This is a genomic window from Cupriavidus sp. CuC1, from assembly GCF_044627735.1.
In the GTDB taxonomy this organism is placed as follows: domain Bacteria; phylum Pseudomonadota; class Gammaproteobacteria; order Burkholderiales; family Burkholderiaceae; genus Cupriavidus; species Cupriavidus ulmosensis.
Genome location: NZ_JBIUHC010000008.1, coordinates 68,627 through 87,665, shown reverse-complemented (window position 1 = coordinate 87,665; position 19,039 = coordinate 68,627). Strand labels below are relative to the sequence as shown.

13 protein-coding genes and 1 other RNA gene are annotated in these 19,039 nt (G+C 64.8%); 7 read left to right on the top strand and 7 right to left on the bottom strand.

Features of this window, described 5'->3' with window-relative positions:
- Positions 1-25: 25 nt before the first annotated feature.
- From serC to gyrA, 3 genes are all read right to left on the bottom strand, one after another.
- Positions 26-1,186 (bottom strand): 3-phosphoserine/phosphohydroxythreonine transaminase, encoded by a 1,161-nt coding sequence (gene serC, locus ACGLHR_RS05430; RefSeq protein ID WP_400092508.1) that lies wholly within the window; start codon positions 1,184-1,186, stop codon positions 26-28.
- Between the two features lie 110 nt (positions 1,187-1,296).
- The gene (locus ACGLHR_RS05425; RefSeq protein WP_400092506.1) at positions 1,297-1,860 is read right to left on the bottom strand and encodes a DUF2059 domain-containing protein; all 564 of its coding nucleotides are present in this window, start codon (positions 1,858-1,860) and stop codon (positions 1,297-1,299) included.
- A gap of 81 nt (positions 1,861-1,941) precedes the next feature.
- Positions 1,942-4,647, bottom strand: coding sequence for a DNA gyrase subunit A (gene gyrA / locus ACGLHR_RS05420; protein WP_400092504.1), 2,706 nt, complete (start codon positions 4,645-4,647; stop codon positions 1,942-1,944).
- A 458-nt stretch (positions 4,648-5,105) separates the two neighbouring features.
- Here gyrA and ompA point away from each other — a divergent pair, with 458 nt between their 5' ends.
- The 5 genes from ompA to ACGLHR_RS05395 all read left to right on the top strand — a co-directional run bounded on the left by ompA (position 5,106) and on the right by ACGLHR_RS05395 (position 9,055).
- On the top strand, positions 5,106-5,765 hold the full coding sequence (gene ompA / locus ACGLHR_RS05415; protein WP_400092503.1) for an outer membrane protein OmpA: 660 nt from the start codon (positions 5,106-5,108) through the stop codon (positions 5,763-5,765).
- A 111-nt stretch (positions 5,766-5,876) separates the two neighbouring features.
- Entirely contained in the window at positions 5,877-6,626 is a 750-nt protein-coding gene (ubiG, locus tag ACGLHR_RS05410; protein ID WP_400092502.1) for a bifunctional 2-polyprenyl-6-hydroxyphenol methylase/3-demethylubiquinol 3-O-methyltransferase UbiG, read from the top strand.
- A 2-nt stretch (positions 6,627-6,628) separates the two neighbouring features.
- Positions 6,629-7,300, top strand: coding sequence for a phosphoglycolate phosphatase (gph, locus tag ACGLHR_RS05405; RefSeq protein ID WP_267605857.1), 672 nt, complete (start codon positions 6,629-6,631; stop codon positions 7,298-7,300).
- Between the two features lie 87 nt (positions 7,301-7,387).
- Positions 7,388-7,746: a transfer-messenger RNA gene (gene ssrA / locus ACGLHR_RS05400) on the top strand.
- Positions 7,747-8,191: 445 nt separating this feature from the next.
- On the top strand, positions 8,192-9,055 hold the full coding sequence (locus tag ACGLHR_RS05395; protein ID WP_400092500.1) for a hypothetical protein: 864 nt from the start codon (positions 8,192-8,194) through the stop codon (positions 9,053-9,055).
- 8 nt (positions 9,056-9,063) lie between these two features.
- Here the strand turns inward: ACGLHR_RS05395 and ACGLHR_RS05390 are convergent, their stop codons facing one another.
- Together ACGLHR_RS05390 and ACGLHR_RS05385 are read right to left on the bottom strand one after the other, a co-directional pair.
- Positions 9,064-9,534, bottom strand: a complete 471-nt coding sequence (locus ACGLHR_RS05390) for a DUF1854 domain-containing protein (RefSeq protein ID WP_318233410.1) — start codon at positions 9,532-9,534, stop codon at positions 9,064-9,066.
- Between the two features lie 14 nt (positions 9,535-9,548).
- The gene (locus ACGLHR_RS05385) at positions 9,549-11,837 is read right to left on the bottom strand and encodes an ABC transporter transmembrane domain-containing protein (RefSeq protein WP_400092499.1); all 2,289 of its coding nucleotides are present in this window, start codon (positions 11,835-11,837) and stop codon (positions 9,549-9,551) included.
- 240 nt (positions 11,838-12,077) lie between these two features.
- Here ACGLHR_RS05385 and cphA (ACGLHR_RS05380) point away from each other — a divergent pair, with 240 nt between their 5' ends.
- Together cphA (ACGLHR_RS05380) and cphA (ACGLHR_RS05375) are read left to right on the top strand one after the other, a co-directional pair.
- A complete protein-coding gene (gene cphA, locus ACGLHR_RS05380; RefSeq protein WP_400092497.1) occupies positions 12,078-14,714 on the top strand; it encodes a cyanophycin synthetase in 2,637 nt (878 codons plus the stop codon).
- Between the two features lie 20 nt (positions 14,715-14,734).
- A complete protein-coding gene (gene cphA / locus ACGLHR_RS05375; RefSeq protein ID WP_267605839.1) occupies positions 14,735-17,305 on the top strand; it encodes a cyanophycin synthetase in 2,571 nt (856 codons plus the stop codon).
- A 209-nt stretch (positions 17,306-17,514) separates the two neighbouring features.
- Here the strand turns inward: cphA (ACGLHR_RS05375) and ACGLHR_RS05370 are convergent, their stop codons facing one another.
- Together ACGLHR_RS05370 and ACGLHR_RS05365 are read right to left on the bottom strand one after the other, a co-directional pair.
- A complete protein-coding gene (locus ACGLHR_RS05370) occupies positions 17,515-18,174 on the bottom strand; it encodes an amino acid ABC transporter permease (protein WP_318233414.1) in 660 nt (219 codons plus the stop codon).
- A 29-nt stretch (positions 18,175-18,203) separates the two neighbouring features.
- On the bottom strand, positions 18,204-19,001 hold the full coding sequence (locus ACGLHR_RS05365; protein WP_267605837.1) for a transporter substrate-binding domain-containing protein: 798 nt from the start codon (positions 18,999-19,001) through the stop codon (positions 18,204-18,206).
- Positions 19,002-19,039: the final 38 nt, after the last annotated feature.

The following is a 19,039-nucleotide window of genomic DNA, read 5'->3' as shown; positions in this document are numbered from 1 at the left end:
ACGCGATGCCGCTGCAAACGAAGGATCAGGCCGCGGTCCGCTCGAATTCGCGCATGTACTCGATCAGGGCGGCAACGCCCTCGATCGGCATAGCGTTGTAGAGGCTGGCGCGCATGCCACCGACCGACTTATGGCCCTTCAACTGCACGAGGCCATTGGCGCGCGCGCCTGCCAGGAAGGCGTCGTTGCGGGATTCGTCGGCCAGGTAGAACGGCACGTTCATGCGCGAGCGGCTGCCCGGATCGATCTCGTTGCGGTAGAACGCGCTCTGGTCGAGGAACTCGTACAGTGCATGCGACTTGGCGATATTGCGTTGCTCGATCGCGCCCACGCCGCCCTGCGCCTTGAGCCACTTGAAGACCAGCCCGGCGATATAGATGGAATAGGTCGGCGGCGTGTTGTACATCGAGTCGTGCTCGGCCACCAGGCGCCAGTTGAACGCGGACGGGCAGAGCGGATGCGCATGGCCCAGCAGGTCGTCGCGCACGATCACGATGGTCAGGCCGGCCGGCCCGATGTTCTTTTGCGCGCCGCCGTAGGCTACCTGCACGCGCGACCAGTCGACCGGGCGCGACAGGATGTGGCTGGAGACGTCGGCCACCACGACCGGCCCGCCATCGCGGTGCTGGCCAATGTCGGGCACGTCCTGGAACTCCACGCCAACGATGGTCTCGTTGGTGCACAGGTGCACGTAGTCGGCATCGTCCGACAGCTTCCAGTCAGCCACATCCGGGATGCGGACGAATTTTTGCGCGGTGCTGGTGGCAGCGATATTCACCTCGCCGTAGCGGCGCGCTTCCTGCTCGGACTTGACCGACCAGGTGCCGGTGACGACGAAATCCGCCTTGGGGCGATCGGCGTTCACGCGCCGCATCAGGTTCAGCGGCACGATGCCGTTCTCGCCGATGGCGCCACCCTGCAGGAACAGGATGCGGAAATTCTTCGGCACCTGCAGCAGCTCGCGCAGGTTCGCCAGCGCCTCGGCCTGGATGCTCTCGAACTCGCGGCTGCGGTGGCTCATTTCCATCACCGAGACGCCGGATCCGTGCCACGACAGCATCTCGTCGGCTGCCTGCAGCAGCACTTCGGTCGGCAGGGCTGCCGGACCGGGCGAGAAGTTATAGACACGCTCGGCCACGGCGCGCTGCATCATGGCGGCAAGTGCTGGATTCTGGGGTTCGTTCATGGATCGGGATGGAAATGAAAAATGGCTGCCGGTATTACCCAAGCAGCCATTATCCATCAAACCCGCGCCAGATTGGGGAGGCGAGGACAGCGCCCCGCCCGCCCAGCGGATTACTTCGCCGCGGCGGCGATTTCCTTTTCGGCGGCGTCGCGCATCGACTTGCCGACTTGCGGGCCGTACTTTTGCATCATCGAACCCCAGATTTCCTGGGTCGCCTTGCCCTGGTTAGCCATGAACTTCTGGCCGGTCGGCGACTTCAGGAACGTGGTCAGGTCCTTGATTTCCTGGGCGCTGTAGTACTTGCCGAAGGCGTCGAAGTGGGCCTTCATGGCATCGCTCTTGAAGCCGTCGGTGGTGAATGCCGTGCCGGCGCCATCGACCATGCGCTGCACCGCGCCGTTCTTCTTGAGCTTCTCGACAGCAGCCTGCTTTTGCTTGTCGTTGAGCGTCTTGTTCTCGACCAGTACCTGCTCCAGGACCATGGGCGCTTCCTGCTTGGCGCCTTGCTGCCAGTTCTCGGCCTGGCCCTTGACGGCCTGGTCGGCTTGCATCACGGTCAGGAGTTCCTTGATGGCAGCGGTCTTGTCGGCGTCCTGGGCATGCGCCGCGTTGGCCAGCATCATGGCCGGTACGAAGGCAGCCAGAACAGCGATACGTCGATAGGTTTTGAGCATTGTGACTCCCTTGTAAATATGTCCGTTTTAGTCCCGCAGCCGGCAATCGAGTTCCGTCTATCGGGTCAGTGTTGCAACAACTTACGAATTTGATCCTGTATCAGGCGTGCCGGCGCCAGTGCCGTCCTGCGCACCTGCCTGCTCACCGTCGGCAGCCGGAGCCGCCGCGTCCGCCCCTTCTTCGAGTTCGTCGCCCGCCACACCGTTGTCGGCATCGCTTTCGACGATTCGCTGCAGGCCGGACAGCTTGGTGCCCTCGTCCACGTTGATCAGGGTCACGCCTTGCGTGGCGCGCCCCATCTCGCGGATTTCAGACACACGTGTACGGATCAGCACGCCGCCGGTCGTGATCAGCATGATCTCGTCTTCCGGCGACACCAGCGCGGCAGCCACTACCCGGCCGTTGCGCTCGCTCGTCTGGATCGCAATCATGCCCTTGGTGCCACGGCCGTGTCGAGTGTACTCGGCGATCGGAGTGCGCTTGCCGTAACCATTTTCGGTGGCGGTCAGCACGCTGCCCACCGCAACGGCTTGCTCGCTGGTCTCGGCCGGGGCCACCAGCATGGCGATCACGGTCTGGCTTTCTTCCAGGTTCATGCCGCGCACGCCGCGGGCCTGGCGGCCCATCGGACGCACGTCGTTTTCGTCGAAGCGCACGGCTTTGCCGGAATCCGAGAACAGCATCACGTCGTGCTGGCCGTCGGTGACCGCAGCCCCGATCAGGTAGTCGCCCTCGTCGAGATCGACCGCGATGATGCCGGCCTTGCGCGGGTTCGAGAACTCGGTCAGCGCCGTCTTCTTGACGGTGCCGCGCGCGGTGCTCATGAAGATGAAATGCTCGGCGTCGAACTGGCGCACCGGCAGGATGACGTTGATCTTCTCGCCATCGGACAGCGGGAACATGTTGACGATTGGCCTGCCGCGCGAGTTGCGCGACCCCTGCGGCACCTCGTACACCTTCAGCCAGTACAGCCGGCCGCGGTTCGAGAAGCACAGGATGTAGTCGTGCGTGTTGGCGACGAAGAGCGTGTCGATCCAGTCGTCTTCCTTGGTGGTGGTCGCCAGCTTGCCGCGGCCGCCACGCTTTTGCGCGCGGTACTCGGAAATCGGCTGGCTCTTCATATAGCCACTGTGCGACAGGGTCACCACCATGTCCTGCGGCGTGATCAGGTCCTCGGTATCGAGCTCGGTCGCGTTGAGCTCGATGTGGGAGCGGCGCAGGTCGCCGAACTCGGCGCGGATCGCAGTCAGCTCGTCGGTGATGATGGTGCTGATGCGTTCCGGGCGCGACAGGATGTCGAGCAGGTCGGAGATGACCGCCATGACATCGCGGTATTCCTGGACGATCTTATCCTGCTCCAGGCCCGTGAGGCGCTGCAGGCGCATCTGCAGGATTTCCTGGGCTTGCGAGTCGGACAGGCGGTACAGCCCGTCGGCTTGCATGCCGAAGATGGCCGGCAGGCCGTCCGGGCGGTAGGAGGCGCGGCCGCCGGCGGTGTCGCCTTCGGCGCGTGCCAGCATCTCGCGCACCAGGCTGGAATCCCAGGCCTTGGCCATCAGCCCTTGCTTGGCGATGGGGGGCGTGGGCGCCGCCTTGATGATGGCGATGAACTCATCGATGTTGGCGAGAGCAACCGCCAGGCCTTCCAGCACGTGGCCGCGCTCGCGCGCCTTGCGCAGCTCGAACACGGTACGGCGGGTGACGACTTCGCGCCGGTGCGACAGGAAGCAATCCAGCATCTGGCGCAGGTTCAGCAGGCGCGGCTGGCCGTCGACCAGCGCCACCATGTTCATGCCGAAGGTGTCCTGCAGCTGGGTGTGCTTATAGAGGTTGTTAAGAACCACCTCCGGCACTTCGTTGCGCTTGAGCTCGATCACCACGCGCATGCCGGATTTGTCGGACTCGTCGCGGATATCGGAGATGCCCTCGACCTTCTTGTCCGTCACCAGCTCGGCGATCCGTTCGAGCAGGGTGCGCTTGTTGACCTGGTAGGGCAGCTCGTCGACGATGATCGCCTGGCGTTGGCCACGGTCGATATCCTCGAAGTGCGTCTTGGCGCGCATGACGACGCGGCCGCGGCCGGTGCGATAGCCTTCGCGCACGCCCTGGATGCCATAGATAATGCCGGCGGTCGGGAAGTCCGGCGCCGGAATCAGCTCGATCAGCTCGTCAATCGTCGCTTGCGGATTACGCAGCAGATGCAGGCAGGCATCGACCACTTCGTTAAGGTTATGCGGCGGGATATTGGTGGCCATACCCACCGCGATACCCGACGAACCATTAATCAGCAGATTCGGGATGCGTGCCGGCAGAATCAGCGGCTCATGTTCGGAGCCGTCATAATTCGGCCCAAAATCGACAGTTTCCTTATCGATATCGAGCAGCATCTCGTGGGCAATCTTGGACAGGCGGATTTCGGTATAACGCATGGCTGCCGCGTTATCCCCGTCCACCGACCCGAAGTTACCCTGGCCATCGACCAGCATGTAGCGCAGCGAGAAATTCTGCGCCATCCGCACGATCGTATCGTATACAGCAGTGTCGCCGTGGGGGTGATACTTACCAATCACGTCCCCTACGATACGGGCCGATTTCTTGTACGGCCGGTTCCAGTCGTTGTTAAGCTCATGCATCGCATAGAGCACACGCCGGTGTACCGGCTTCAAGCCATCCCGTACATCGGGAAGCGCGCGCCCGACGATCACGCTCATGGCGTAATCGAGATAGGAACGGCGCATTTCCTCTTCGAGGGAGACCGGAAGGGTTTCTTTGGCGAATTGATCCATTGCGGCGTGGGTTATCCGGCGAATTTAAACAGAAGGCACCCAGGTGAATCGCCATTCGCCAAAGCGGCGTCTGACAGGTGGGCAACGTGACATTCTAACATGCGCGGCTGCCCTCTCCCGCAGCCGCGGCGGCCCCCTTGGCAGGGGCTCCGGCAGGGCCGGGAAAGGGCGCGCAAGGCCGCGTCGAAAATCCTGCAAGCACGGCCCGACAAGGGTTTGCGGGCATCGCAAGAGCCATGTTGCACAAACACCACAGGCCTAAAACCCATTGGTGGAATCGAATATATTTACTTCTTAGGAAACGACCCTTGTGGCACAATTCCCCAGCGAAGAGCCAGACATTGTTCGAAGTGGAGCATACACCGCATCGAGAATGTTATACTCCGAAGAATGTATGACTTGTTTCCGTCCATTTGCTCGCAGTAACCCTGCGGTGATCTCATCCTGAGAGGAGAAATATGAAAAAATTTGCCAAGCTCGCGCTCGTTGCAGCTACCGCAGTAATGGCTGCATCCGCTCAAGCCCAGTCCGTCCCCTACGAAAAGAAGGCTGTGAACGATAACTGGGGCAACGGTACGAGCGAGTACGTGTGGAAGAACGGCACGAACGAGCTCTGCTGGCGCGACAGCTCGTGGACCCCGGCCACGGCCAACGCCCTGTGCGACGGCGCCCTGGCTCCGGCGGTCGCTCCGGTTGCCCCCCCGGTGGCACCGGTTGCTCCTCCGGTTGTTTCCAGCGAAAAGGTCACTTTCGCTGCTGACACCCTGTTCGATTTCGACAAGGCTGTGCTGAAGCCGGAAGGCAAGGCCAAGCTGGACGACCTGACCTCCAAGCTGTCGGGCATCACCCTGGAAGTGATTATCGCAGTTGGCCACACCGACTCCTTCGGTTCGGACAAGTACAACGATCGCCTGTCGATCCGTCGTGCTGAAGCCGTCAAGGCCTATCTGGTCAGCAAGGGCGTGGAAGCCAACCGTGTCTACACGGAAGGCAAGGGCAAGCGTCAGCTGAAGGTTGACCCGAAGTCGTGCAAGGGCAATCGCAAGGCGCAAATCTCCTGCCAGCAGCCGAATCGTCGCGTGGAAGTCGAAGTGGTCGGCACCCGCAGCGCACGTTAATCGGAACCTTTCCGATGAAAAAAAGCCCAGCGCAAGCTGGGCTTTTTTTTTGATACAGTCGCTGCATATCCTCCGCCTTCACGCCGCCGCCCTGGTGGCGCGCCAAACTCCATGACGCAGATATCCTCCCCGCTCCATCCGACCGTTGAAACCACCTTGATCGGCAAGAACGCCGACGCGCGCGAAATCGACAAGTTCAGCGAGCTGGCCCATCGCTGGTGGGACCCGGAAAGCGAGTTCAAGCCGCTGCACGAGCTCAATCCCCTGCGGCTCGGCTGGATCGACGGCATCGCCAGCCTCAAGGGCAAGGACGTGGTCGACATCGGCTGCGGTGGCGGCATCCTGGCCGAGAGCATGGCGCGCACCGGCGCCACGGTGCGTGGCATCGACCTGTCCACCAAGGCACTGAAGGTGGCCGACCTGCATAGCCTGGAATCAGGCGTGTCCGTCACCTACGAGGAAATCGCCGCCGAAGCCCTGGCGGCTCGCATGCCCGCCAGCGTCGATGTGGTGACCTGCATGGAGATGCTCGAGCACGTACCGGACCCGCAATCGATCGTGCGTGCCTGCGCTACGCTGGTGCGCCCTGGCGGATACGTGTTCTGCTCCACCATCAACCGCAACCTCAAGGCCTACCTGCTGGCCGTGGTCGGCGCCGAATACGTGCTCAAGATGCTGCCGCGCGGCACGCATGACTACGACAAGTTCATCACGCCATCCGAACTCGCTCGCTACGCCCGCAACACGGGGCTCGAGCTGGTCGAGATGCGCGGCATGACCTACAACCCGCTGACACAGGTCTACTCGCTGGGCCGGGACACCGATGTGAACTATATGATGGCATTTCGCCGGCCGGCCTGACCATGCACACCTACGACGCAGTCTTCTTCGATCTCGACGGCACCCTCGCCGACACCGCCCCTGACCTGGCCGCGGCGGCCAACCGGCTCGTCACCGAGCACGGCCGGCCGCCCGTGGACTACGAGAAACTCCGCCCGGTCGCCTCGCACGGCGCGCGCGGCCTGATCGGCGCCGCCTTCGGCAAGAGTCCGGCCGATCCTGAGTTCCCCGCGCTGCGCGATACCTTCCTCGATTACTACGAGGCCGACATCGCTGTGCATACGCGCCTGTTCGACGGCATGGCCGAGGTGCTGGACGCGCTGGAAACCGCCGGCATCCGCTGGGGCATCGTCACCAACAAGATCACACGCTTCACCGCGCCGCTGGTCGCCGCCATCGGGCTGGCGCCGCGCGCCTCGGCCGTGGTCAGCGGCGACACCACGGCGCATGCCAAGCCCCACCCCGCGCCGCTGCTGCATGCCGCCGAAGTCAGCGGCGTGGCGCCCGGGCGCTGCGTGTATGTTGGCGATGACGTGCGCGACATCCAGGCCGGCAAGGCCGCCGGCATGATCACGATCACCGCTGCCTACGGCTACTGTGGCGATGGCGAGCCGCCCGAGGCATGGGGCGCCGACTATCTGGTGCGCCATCCCAGCGAGTTGATCGCGCTGCTGGCACCTGTCGGGCATCCCTGACGCTGGAGGCGGCCTGCAGTCATTGACACCTGGAGCCGCCAACGGAGTACAATCTACCTTCTTGACACTGTTCACACAGTTCACGCAGGGGCCGACCTGGTTTCGACGTGGGTTACAAAGCAGTGGAGGGCATACCGAGGACCCGTCACCTCGTTAATCAATGGGAATGCAATAACTGCTAACGACGAACGTTACGCACTGGCCGCTTAATTGCGGCCGTCCTCGCACTGGCTCGCTGGCGGGCTAGAGTCGCAAGACTACGCGAGGTCATTAACGCCAGATAAGCCCTGAGTATGTCACGGACCTAGGGACGAAAATTTAGTGACTCGCCGTTGTAGAGCGTGTCCGTCCGCGATGCACCGGTTAAATCAAATGACAGGACTAAGTATGTAGAACTCTCTGTGGAGGGCTTGCGGACGCGGGTTCGATTCCCGCCGGCTCCACCAATATTCAGTTCCGGTTATTTCCGGGACTACCAAAAACCCCGAGGATTCCCATCCTCGGGGTTTTCTTTTTTTTTCCGGCTTAAATAATGAGGGCGGCGCATGCCTCCCTCACTACCCCCAGAAAAATTGCAGGAAAACGGGGCAATATCGGCTAAATTAAGAGTTGTCTGATTCACATAGCGCCCTCACGCCTGCATCATCCCCACTGGCTGCCGCTGCAGAGGCGGTCTTCCCGACGCGGACCTTCGAGGCCCGCGTCCGTTGCCCTCCAGCGCCCGCTCACTCTTGTGCGGGCGTCTTTTTTTGCGCACTCGGGCATGTGTCGCCTGGCCGTGAGGCGCAAGGTCATCAGCAATTTGTAATCATCTGTTACAGTCGACATTTTTTTGGCAACCGAAAAGCGGCGCTAGAGGCGCCCATGCGCACAGGAACGGGCAAAGTACAAATGAAAAGACGCATTGGGGCTGCAAGCATTGCGCTGGCCCTCGCAGGCTGTGGCGGATCGGGCGACAACGGTGGCGGACTGGCAATCGTGCGCACCCCTCCCGCCACCACGTCGACGACATCCACGGATCCCACGACGCCGGTGATCCCGGCTGCGCCCGACACCATCGCGCTCGGCTCCGGCTTCTACAGCGGCACCTCCGCCGCCAACGAACGGTTCAACATCCTGGTGCTGGACGAGAACGTCTATTACGCGTTCTACGCCATGGCGGGCATACCGGACGTATCGACCGGGGTGCTGACCGGCAATTACAGCTCTGGGAGTGGCGCGCTGACCACGAACAACAACGGGCTGGATTTCAACCAGGAGGCGGCGGGCTACAGCCTGACTGCGGCGAACCTGATGGCGGCCTATGTGCCAGGCAAGTCGATCCAGGCGCAGGTCACCTACCGCAACGGGAGAAACTCGGTCGTCAACGCCACCTACAGCACCGACTACAACTTCATCGCGACCACCGACGGCTTGAAGGGGACTTATTACGGCACGTCGAATGTCATCGACACCAGCGGGATCACCGCGGGCGGCGTACGGCTGGTCATCGACGCCAACGGCAGCTTCACGCTCGATGGCAGCGGCTCAGGCTGCAGCTTTACCGGGACCGCCACGCCGCGGCGCCAAGGCAAGGTCTACAACATCACCCTGCAGTTGAGCGGCCCGACCTGCCGCTACGCGAACACGCCGATGACCGGCATCGCCTACTACGACCCCACCACCACGCATAGCTTGCCCACGCCCGGCCAGCTCTACCTGTTTGCGATGCGCCCCGACCGCCAGGTCGGGGTGATCTTCACTGGCAAGCTCTGAGGTGCAGCTCAGAGAAAGCGGTCGAGGATCTTGCGGCTGCCCTTGTCCAGGCTGGTCAGGTTGCGCACCAGGTAGTGGATGCCGTGGCTGTCGGAGATCAGCAGCGTGGAGCCCGCGAGGCGGCGGATGTCCTCCTCGCCACGCAGCACCAGCGAGGTGAGGCCACGATCCGTCTCCACCTCCCAGGTGCTGGGGGTGGCGTAGGTGGACACCGAACGGATGCGGTGGATCTCCGGCATGAACTCACGGCTGGCCAGCTCGGCCTCGATCATCTCGCGCACGGGGGCGGGCAAGGTATCCAGGCGGGGCAGCCAGGCCAGTTCGCGGCCATCGGTGCTGACCAGGCCGACGCCATCGTCGGGCGCGGCGATGGGAAACGCGCGAACGGGAACGACGCCATCATGCGCAACGCCATCCGCCGTGGTCATCACCAGGCGGCCAAGGGCATTGCGGGAGAGCTTGAAATCGACTTGCTGCATGTGAGCTCCCATCCTTATTGCACGTTGAGCGCATCGGCGGAGGCGAGATCCGCGTCGGCGTCGACATTGCGGGCCTGCGCCTGGTAAAGCTTGTAATAGGCGCCTTCGCGCGCCAGCAACTCATCGTGGTTGCCGACTTCCACGATCTGCCCACGGTCCATCACCACCAGGCGGTCCGCCTTGCGCAGCGTGGACAAGCGGTGGGCGATGGCGATGGTGGTGCGGCCCTGCACCAGGTTATCCAGCGCCTTCTGGATTTCCTTCTCCGTGGTCGTATCCACTGACGAGGTGGCCTCGTCCATGATCAGGATGCGCGGGTTGATCAGCAGCGCGCGGGCGATGGAGATGCGCTGGCGCTCGCCGCCGGACAGCGCTTGCCCGCGCTCGCCCACCAGCGAGTCGTAGCCGTGCGGCAGGCGCAGGATAAATTCATGCGCATGGGCAGCCCGCGCCGCAGAGATGATTTCTTCGCGCGTGGCGCCCGGCTTGCCGTAGGCGATGTTCTCGGCAATCGTGCCAAAGAACAGGAACGGCTCCTGCAGCACCAGCCCGATATGGCTGCGGAACTCCGATACCGGCAGCGAGCGGATATCGACGCCATCCAGCCGGATCGCGCCTTCGGAGACATCGTAGAAGCGGCAGATCAGGTTGACCAGCGTGCTCTTGCCCGACCCGCTGTGTCCCACCAGGCCAATCATCTCGCCCGGCGCGATCGACAGGTTAAGCCCGCGGATCACGGCACGGTTGCCGTAGCGAAAGCCCAGGTCGCGCAGCTCGATGGCGCCCTCGACGCGCTCCAGGTGCACCGGCCGCGTGGGCTCCGGCACGCTGGACACGTGATCGAGGATATCGAAGATGCGCTTGGCGCCGGCGGCGGCCTTCTGCGTGACCGAGACGATCCGGCTCATCGAGTCCAGGCGCGTGTAGAAGCGGCTGATATAGGTGAGGAAGGCCACCAGCACGCCGACCGTGATCGCGTTGTGCGAGACCTGCCAGATGCCGAAGATCCACACCACCAGCAAGCCGATCTCGGTCAGCAACGTGACGGTCGGGGTGAACAGCGACCACACCGCATTGACCCGGTCGTTGATCGCCAGGTTGTGCCGGTTGGCCTCGCGAAAGCGCTCCACCTCGCGCTTTTCCTGCGCGAACGCCTTGACCACGCGGATGCCCGGGATGGTGTCGGCAAGCACGTTGGTGATCTCCGACCAGATCCGGTCGATCTTCTCGAAGCCGTGGCGCAGCCGGTCGCGCACCAGGTGGATCATCCACGCGATGAACGGCAGCGGCACCAGGGTAACCAGCGCCAGCCACGGATTGATGGAAATCAGGATGGCCGCCGTCATCACGATCATCAGCACGTCGGTGGCGAAATCCAGCAGATGTAGCGACAGAAACACGCAGATGCGATCGCTTTCCGAGCCGATGCGGGCCATCAGGTCGCCCGTGCGCTTGCCGCCGAAGTACTCCAGCGACAGCCGCAGCAGGTGCTCATAGGTGGTGGTGCGCAGGTCCGCGCCGATCCGCTCGGACACCCGCGCCAGCAGATAGGTACGCGCCCAGCCAAGGCTCCACGCCACCAGCGCCGCGCCCAGCAGGCCGGCCAGGTACAGCTTGACCCGGTTGTAGTCGATGGGCAGGCCGTTCTGGTAAGGAATCAGCACGTTGTCCATCAACGGCATGGTCAGGTACGGCGGCACCAGCGTAGCGGCTGTGGACAGCAGCGTCAGCAGGAAGCCGGCCAGCAACTGGAAGCGGTACGGCCTGGCGAAGCGCCACAGGCGCAAGAGCGCCCAGGTCGAGGGCGGGGTTTCCAGGTCACGGCTGCATTGCGGACATTGATCGTCGTCCGGGGGCAGCGGCGCCTTGCAGGTCGGGCAGACCGCCTCGGCATCGATATCCGGCAGCCCCGCCCGGCCCGAGGCCGACAGGTCGCGCTGCGCATGGAACTGGTCGATCAGGCGCAACGCGGCCGGGTTGTGGCCGAGCGTGTAGCGCCAGCTGGCCAGCAAACGTCCACTGTCCTGCAACTCCAGCGTGCCGACCCCCGCGTGATCGGCGTGATGCAGCGATAATCCGGGCTGGATCACCCATTCCTGCCAGTCTTTTTGCCCAGGCATGCGCGCCAGCAAGCGACGATCCGTCACAAGTACCCAGCCTTGGGTAAAATGCAGCTTTGCGTCAAGGTCGACTTCGAGCCAGGCAAGGACGGCTTCGCCAGGTTGAAGGCGGGTGCCGAGTTCGTTACGCCACGGCTCGTTCTGGGCGTCGCTGTCAATCACGGGCAAGGAAGGTTGGGTCATCGTTGATACGGCATGCTGCGTCCTTGGGCTATGGACATAACTTGAAACAATTTAGTGCGGGCGCGCCCTGGCGGCCCGCCGATTTGCCCGCAGTATACATAAGGCCAAACACACGGGCGCCCATGATGCACTGCACAAACGCTTTTTAATCAAGAAAGTCAACCGGCTGACCGTTGTAACGTTACTGAAAGGTTAGGCTTCTATTTCTCGGGCACTCGCCCACTGCCTCAAGCTAAATCAATGAAAAAGAAGGACATTGAGATTTTCGATGTCATGTCGCTGCGCGGCCCGAATATGTGGACATATCGGCCTGTGCTGGAGGCGTGGGTCGATATCGGGGAACTGGAGGATTTTCCCTCCAACACGATTCCGGGGTTCTACGAGCGTCTGTCGGCATGGTTGCCCTCGCTGGTCGAGCATCGCTGCAGTATTGGCGAGCGCGGCGGCTTCCTGCAGCGGCTCAAGGAAGGCACGTGGCCTGGCCACATCCTGGAACACGTCACGCTTGAGCTGCAGAACCTCGCCGGCATGCCCGGCGGCTTCGGCAAGGCACGCGAGACCCCGATCCGGGGTGTCTACAAGGTGATCGTGCGGGCCTGGCACGAGGACGTCACGCGCGCCGCTCTGTTCGCCGCCCGCGACCTGGTGATGGCGGCCATCGAGGACCGTCCCTACGACGTCCAGGAGACGGTGGACCACCTGCGCCGCATGGTGGACGAGCATTGCCTGGGCCCGAGCACCGCCTGCATCGTCGACGCTGCCGACGACCGCGACATCCCGGCTCTGCGCCTGTCCGAGGGCAACCTGGTGCAACTCGGCTATGGCAGCCGCCAACGCCGCATCTGGACCGCCGAGACCGACCGCACCGCCGCCATCGCCGAGAGCATCTCGCGCGACAAAGACCTGACCAAGAGCCTGCTGGAATCCTGCGGCGTGCCCGTGCCCGAAGGCCGGCTGGTGGAAAGTGCCGCCGACGCCTGGGACGCCGCCGAGGACATCGGCCTGCCGGTGGTGGTCAAGCCCTATGACGGCAACCACGGCCGCGGCGTATTCACCAACCTGACCACGCGCGAAGAAGTCGAGACCGCCTATGGCGTGGCCATCGACGAAGGCAGCGGCGTCATCGTCGAGCGCTTCGTACTGGGCAACGAACACCGCCTGCTGGTGGTGGGCGGCCGCCTGGTGGCCGCCGCCATGGGCGAGACGGCCAGCGTCACCGGCGACGGCAAGTCGACCATCGACGAGCTGATCGAGTCGCAGATCAATTCCGACCCGCGCCGTGGCAGTACCGAAGACCACCCGCTCAACAAGGTGCGGCTGGATTCGGCCGCGCGCCTGGAACTCAAGCGCCAAGGCTTTGACGCGCTTTCCGTGCCGCCCGAGGGCAAGCATGTGCTGATCCAGCGCAATGGCAACGTGGCCTTCGACGTCACCGACCGCGTGCACCCGAGCGTGGCCGCGCATGCCTCGCTGGCTGCGCGCGTGGTGGGCCTGGACATTGCCGGGGTCGACCTGGTGGCCCAGGACATCTCGCGCCCGCTCGCCGAGCAGCGCGGCGCCATCGTCGAGGTCAATGCCGGCCCTGGCCTGCTGATGCACCTGAAGCCCTCCAACGGCGAAGCCCGCCCGGTGGGCCGCGCCGTGGTGGATCACCTGTTCCCGGCTGGCGAAGGCGACGACAACGGCCGCATCCCGGTCGTCGGCATCACCGGCACCAATGGCAAGACCGTGGTGGCCAAGCTGGTGGCGCGCCTGCTGCAACTCTCCGGCAAGCACACCGGCCTGGCGTGCAGCGACGGCCTTTACCTCGACCGCCGCCAGGTCCAGGGCGGCGACCGCGCCAACTGGGACGCGGCCCGCCGCATCCTGATGAACCGCGCGGTGGATGCCGCCGTGCTCGAGAACGACAGCGGCGCCATCCTGTCCGAAGGCCTCGCCTACGACCGTTGCCAGGTCGGCGTGGTGACCAATATCGATGTGCCTGACCACCTCGGCCAGTATTACGTCGAGGAAGTCGAGAAGATGTACAACGTGCTGCGCACGCAAGTCGACGTGGTGCTGGACGGCGGTGTGGCGGTGCTCAACGCGCGCGACCCGCTGGTGGTCGAGATGGCGGAGCTGTGCGATGGCGACGTGATCTTCTTCGGCCTGACGGCCGACCTGCCCGCCATTGCCGCGCATCGCGCGGCGGGGCGCCGCGCGGTCTACGTGCGCGACGGCAAGGTGGTGCTCGCCACCGGCAGCCGCGAGGTGCCGCTGACCGACGTGGCCGCGATCCCCCTCACCTATGCGGGCCGCGTGGCCTTCCAGGTCGAGAACGTGCTGGCGGCGGTGGCCACCGGCTGGGCGCTGGGCATCTCCAACGACCTGATCCGCGCTGGCGTGGTGACGTTCGATGTGGGCCAGGTGGATGTGCCTGGACGCTTCACGCTGTTCGAGCGCAACGGCGCCATCGTGGTGATCGATGACGCCCACAATGCGCCCGCGCTGGAAGCGCTGGTGGCATCGCTGGAACGCTTCCCGAGCGAGCGCCGCGTGGTGGTGTACGGCGCCGGCGCGCCGCGCCGCGACGAAGACATGGTCAAGCAAGGCAAGGTGCTGGGCGCTGCGTTCGACCGCGTCTTCCTGTGCGAGGACACCTCGGTCAAGCGCACGCTGCCGGACACCGAGGCACGCGCGCTGCTCAAGCAGGGCCTGTACGAAGGCCGCCGCGTCACCAAGATCATCGATGAGGGCTCGCGCCGCCAGGCGATCGAGGCCGCACTCGCGCAAGTAGTGGCCGGCGACCTGCTGGTCCTGCAATGCGATGAGGCGACGACCCTGCCGACGGTCGACCTGGTGCACCAGTGGATGGGCCAACCGGGCCGCCGCGCCTGATCCGGAAGGAAACTGATTTCATGGAAGTCTCACGTATCCGGGCCCTGCGCGGCCCTAACCTGTGGTGCCGCCACACCGCCATCGAAGCCATCGTTTCGTGCTCCGACGAGGCCCATACGCTGGCTCAGCTGCCCGGTTTTGAAGAGCGCCTGCGCGCGCGCTTTCCCGAGGTAGGCCCGCTGCGGCCCGATGACAACGAAGGCGTGGTGTCGCTGGCGCACGCGCTGGAATGCGCGGCCATGCGCCTGCAGGCGGAGGCCGGCTGCCCGGTCAGCTTCAGCCGCACCGCGCCCACCGTCGAACCCGGCACCTACCAGGTGGTGGTGCAGTACAGCGAGGAAGAAGTCGGCCGGCTGGCGCTGGAGCTTGCCGCCACGCTGTGCCGCGCCGCGCGCGACGACATGCCGTTCGACCTGGCCGATGCGCTGCATCGCCTGCGCGAGCTCGATGAAGACGTGCGCCTGGGGCCGAGCACCGGCTCCATCGTCTACGCGGGCGTGGCACGCGGCATTCCGTATCGCCGCCTGACGCAAGGCAGCATGGTGCAGTTCGGCTGGGGCAGCAAGCAACGCCGCATCCAGGCCGCCGAGACCGACATGACCAGTGCGGTCTCGGAATCGATCGCGCAAGACAAGGAACTCACCAAGAAGCTGCTGCACGCCGCCGGCGTGCCGGTGCCGATGGGCCGCTCCGTCTCGGACCCCGACGAAGCCTGGGCCGTCGCGCAGGAGATCGATGCGCCGGTGGTGGTCAAGCCGCGCGATGGCAACCAGGGCAAGGGCGTGGCGGTACGCATCCGCACTCGCGAGGAAGTCATCGCCGCCTATGAAGTGGCCGCCGAGATCAGCTCCGACGTGATCGTCGAGCGCTATATTCCCGGCCACGATTTCCGTCTGCTGGTGGTGGGCAACCACCTGGTCGCCGCGGCACGCCGCGATCCGCCCCAGGTCACCGGCGATGGCAAGCACACCGTGCGCCAACTGGTCGAGGAAGTGAACCGCGACCCGCGCCGCGGCGAGGGACACGCCACCTCGCTGACCAAGATCCGCTTTGACGATATCGCGCTGGCCACGCTGGCCAAGCAGCATCTCACCGCGGATGCGGTGCCGCCCAAGGGCACCCGCGTGGTGCTGCGCAATAACGCCAACCTGTCCACCGGCGGCAGCGCAACAGACGTCACCGACGATGTGCACCCCGACATGGCCGCCCGCGCCGTGGCGGCCGCGCGCATGGTCGGCCTGGACATCTGCGGCGTCGACGCGGTCTGCGAGACCGTGCTCAAGCCGTTCGAGGAACAGGCCGGCGGCATCGTCGAAGTCAATGCCGCGCCGGGCCTGCGCATGCACCTGCAGCCCTCCTACGGCAAGGGCCGTGCGGTGGGCGAGGCCATCATCTCCACGATGTTCGCCGACGGCGACGATGGCCGCATCCCCGTGGTGGCGGTCTCCGGCACCAACGGCAAGACCACCACGGTCCGCCTGATTGCCCACCTGCTCGCCGGCAGCGGCCTGCGCATCGGCATGACCGGCACCGACGGTGTCTACGTCAAGGGCGAGCGCATCGATACCGGCGACTGCAGCGGCCCGCGCAGCGCCCGCAATGTACTGATGCATCCCGACGTGGACGCAGCCGTGTTCGAGACCGCGCGCGGCGGCCTGCTGCGCGAGGGCCTGGCCTTCGATCGCTGCGACGTGGCCGTGGTCACCAACGTGGGCGAAGGCGACCACCTCGGGCTGTCCTACATCAGCACCGTGGAAGACCTGGCCGTGCTGAAGAGCGTCATCGTGCAGAACGTGGCACCGCACGGCATGGCCGTGCTCAATGCCGCGGACCCCATGGTGGTGCGCATGGCCGACGCCTGCCCCGGCGCCGTGACCTTCTTCGCGGCCGACCTCAACAACCCCGTGATGGCCACGCACTGCGCGCAGGGCAAGCGCGTGGTGTACGTCGAGGATGGCCATATCGTGGCCGCCGAAGGCGAGAACCAGGTGCGCATCGCGCTGTCGAGCATTCCGCTGACGCGCGGCGGCTCGATCGGGTTCCAGGTCGAGAACGCCATGTCCGCCACCGCGGCGGCATGGGCGCTCGGCATCGACTGGGAAGTGATCCGCCGCAGCCTGGCGACCTTTGTCAACGACGCGGCCACCGCCCCCGGACGCTTCAACGTGTTCGACCACAAGGGCGCGACGCTGATCGCCGACTACGGCCACAACCCGGATGCGATCCAGGCGCTGTGCAACGCCATCGAAGGCATGCCGGCCAAGCGCCGCTCGGTGGTGATCAGCGGTGCGGGCGACCGCCGCGACGTCGATATCCGCCGTCAGACCGAAATCCTCGGTGGCGTGTTCGACGAAGTGATTCTGTACCAGGACCAGTGCCAGCGCGGACGCGAGGACGGCGAAGTGCTGGCCCTGCTGCGCGCAGGCCTGGAGGGCGCGACGCGCGCCAGCGCAGTGGAGGAGATCCGCGGGGAATTCCTCGCCATCGACACCGCGCTGTCGCACCTGCAGCCGGGCGACCTTTGCCTGATCCTGGTGGATCAGGTGGAGGAAGCGCTCGCGCATATCGAGCAGCGGATCGCGCAGGGTTGAGCGCGGCGCAGTGAAGCAGCAACGCAAGAAAGCCAGCCACACCGGCTGGCTTTCTTCTTTCTGCGTGGTGCCGATATGCGTTGGTTTGCACCCCTCTGTCATTTGTGGGAGAGCAAGCCGGGGGAGAGGGAGAGACAGCCGTCGTCATGGCGCGCGGCTTTGGCCTGTTCGGCGGCTTCGTTTGGCGCTGCGATAGGGCCTGGTGCGGCCTAGTGCCGCCCCGGCAACGACAAGCGCCGCTCCAGCTCCCGCTGCACCTGCGCCAGCGCCGTGCTGAGCATCCAGTAGATCGCGGCCACCGCGACATAGAGCGGCAGCGGCTGGTAGGTCGCGGCAATCACCTCCTGCGCCGTGCGCAGCAACTCGGTCACGGTGATCACCGATACCAGCGAGGTGTCCTTGATCAGGCTGATCAGGCTGTTCGACAGGCTCGGCACCGCCAGCCGCAGCGCCTGCGGGCCCACCACATAGCGCAGGGTCTGGCCTTGCGTCAGTCCCAGGCTATAGGCGGCCAGCCACTGCCCGCGCGGGATGCCGAGGATGGCGCCGCGCATGCTCTCGGAGAGATAGGCGCCCACGTTCAGGCTCAGCGTCAACACGCCCGCCGGCGTGGGTTCCATGGCGATGCCGATGCCCGGCAAGCCGTAATACACCACGAAGATCTGCACCAGCAGCGGCGTGCCGCGCATGATGCTCACATAGACCCGCGCGATGGCCTCCAGCACGCGCCGGTGGCTGATGCCCATGAGCGCCACCGCGGTGCCGATCACCAGTCCGAAGACCATCGACAGCAGCGCGAACTTGATGGTGAGCAGCATGCCCTGCAGCAGCACGGGCAGCGACTCGACGACAAGCTGGAGAGCGGACATGGGAAGCCCTGGCGGGAACGCGCCCGCGCTTACTTGGCGGGCTTGGTCACGTCACCGCCAAACCACTTCACCGACAGCTTGCCGAGGCTGCCGTCCTTGCGCATCTCGTCCAGGGCCCGGTCGATGGCCTGTGCGAACTTCGGGTTGTCCTTGCGGAAGGGAATCGCCACCTCCGAGTTGCCGCCTTCGACGATCGCGCCGGGCCGCAGTGGCAGGTTGGACATCTTGATCAGGTAACTGATCATCAGGCGGTCGTTGAGCGCGGCATCCACGCGCTGGGCTGCCAGGTCGCGCAGGTATTCGGGCGCGCCCGGATAGGTCTTGACGTCGATGCCGGGCACCGACTTGGCCAGCTCGTTGTAGTTGCTGCCCAGGCTCACGCCCAGCTTCTTGCCTTTCAGGTCCTCGAGGGACTTGAACTGCCGGTTGTCATCCTTGCGCTGGATCAGTTGCGCCGCCGAATACACGTAAGGCGTGGAGAAATCCAGCACCTGCTTGCGCTGCGGCGTCACCGCGACCTGGTTGACGATCACGTCGAACTTGCCAGCCTGCAGCCCGGCAATGATGCCGCTCCATTCGGTGGTGACAAACTCCGGCTTGACGCCCAGCTTGGCCGCCACGCCCTTCGCCACATCCACATCGAAGCCTTCCAGCTGGTTGTTGCTGCCGCGGTAGTTGAACGGCGGATAGGTACCTTCCAGCCCGATCTTGAGCGCGCCGGCCTGCTTTACGGTATCGAGCAGGTCCGCGGCCTGCGCGGCAGCGCCGGCCGCCAGCAGCGAAACGGCGAACAGGGCGTTGAGACAGCCAGTACGAAGCGATCGCATATGTTCTCCAGTCAGCACAGCCGACGCGGACGGCGTCC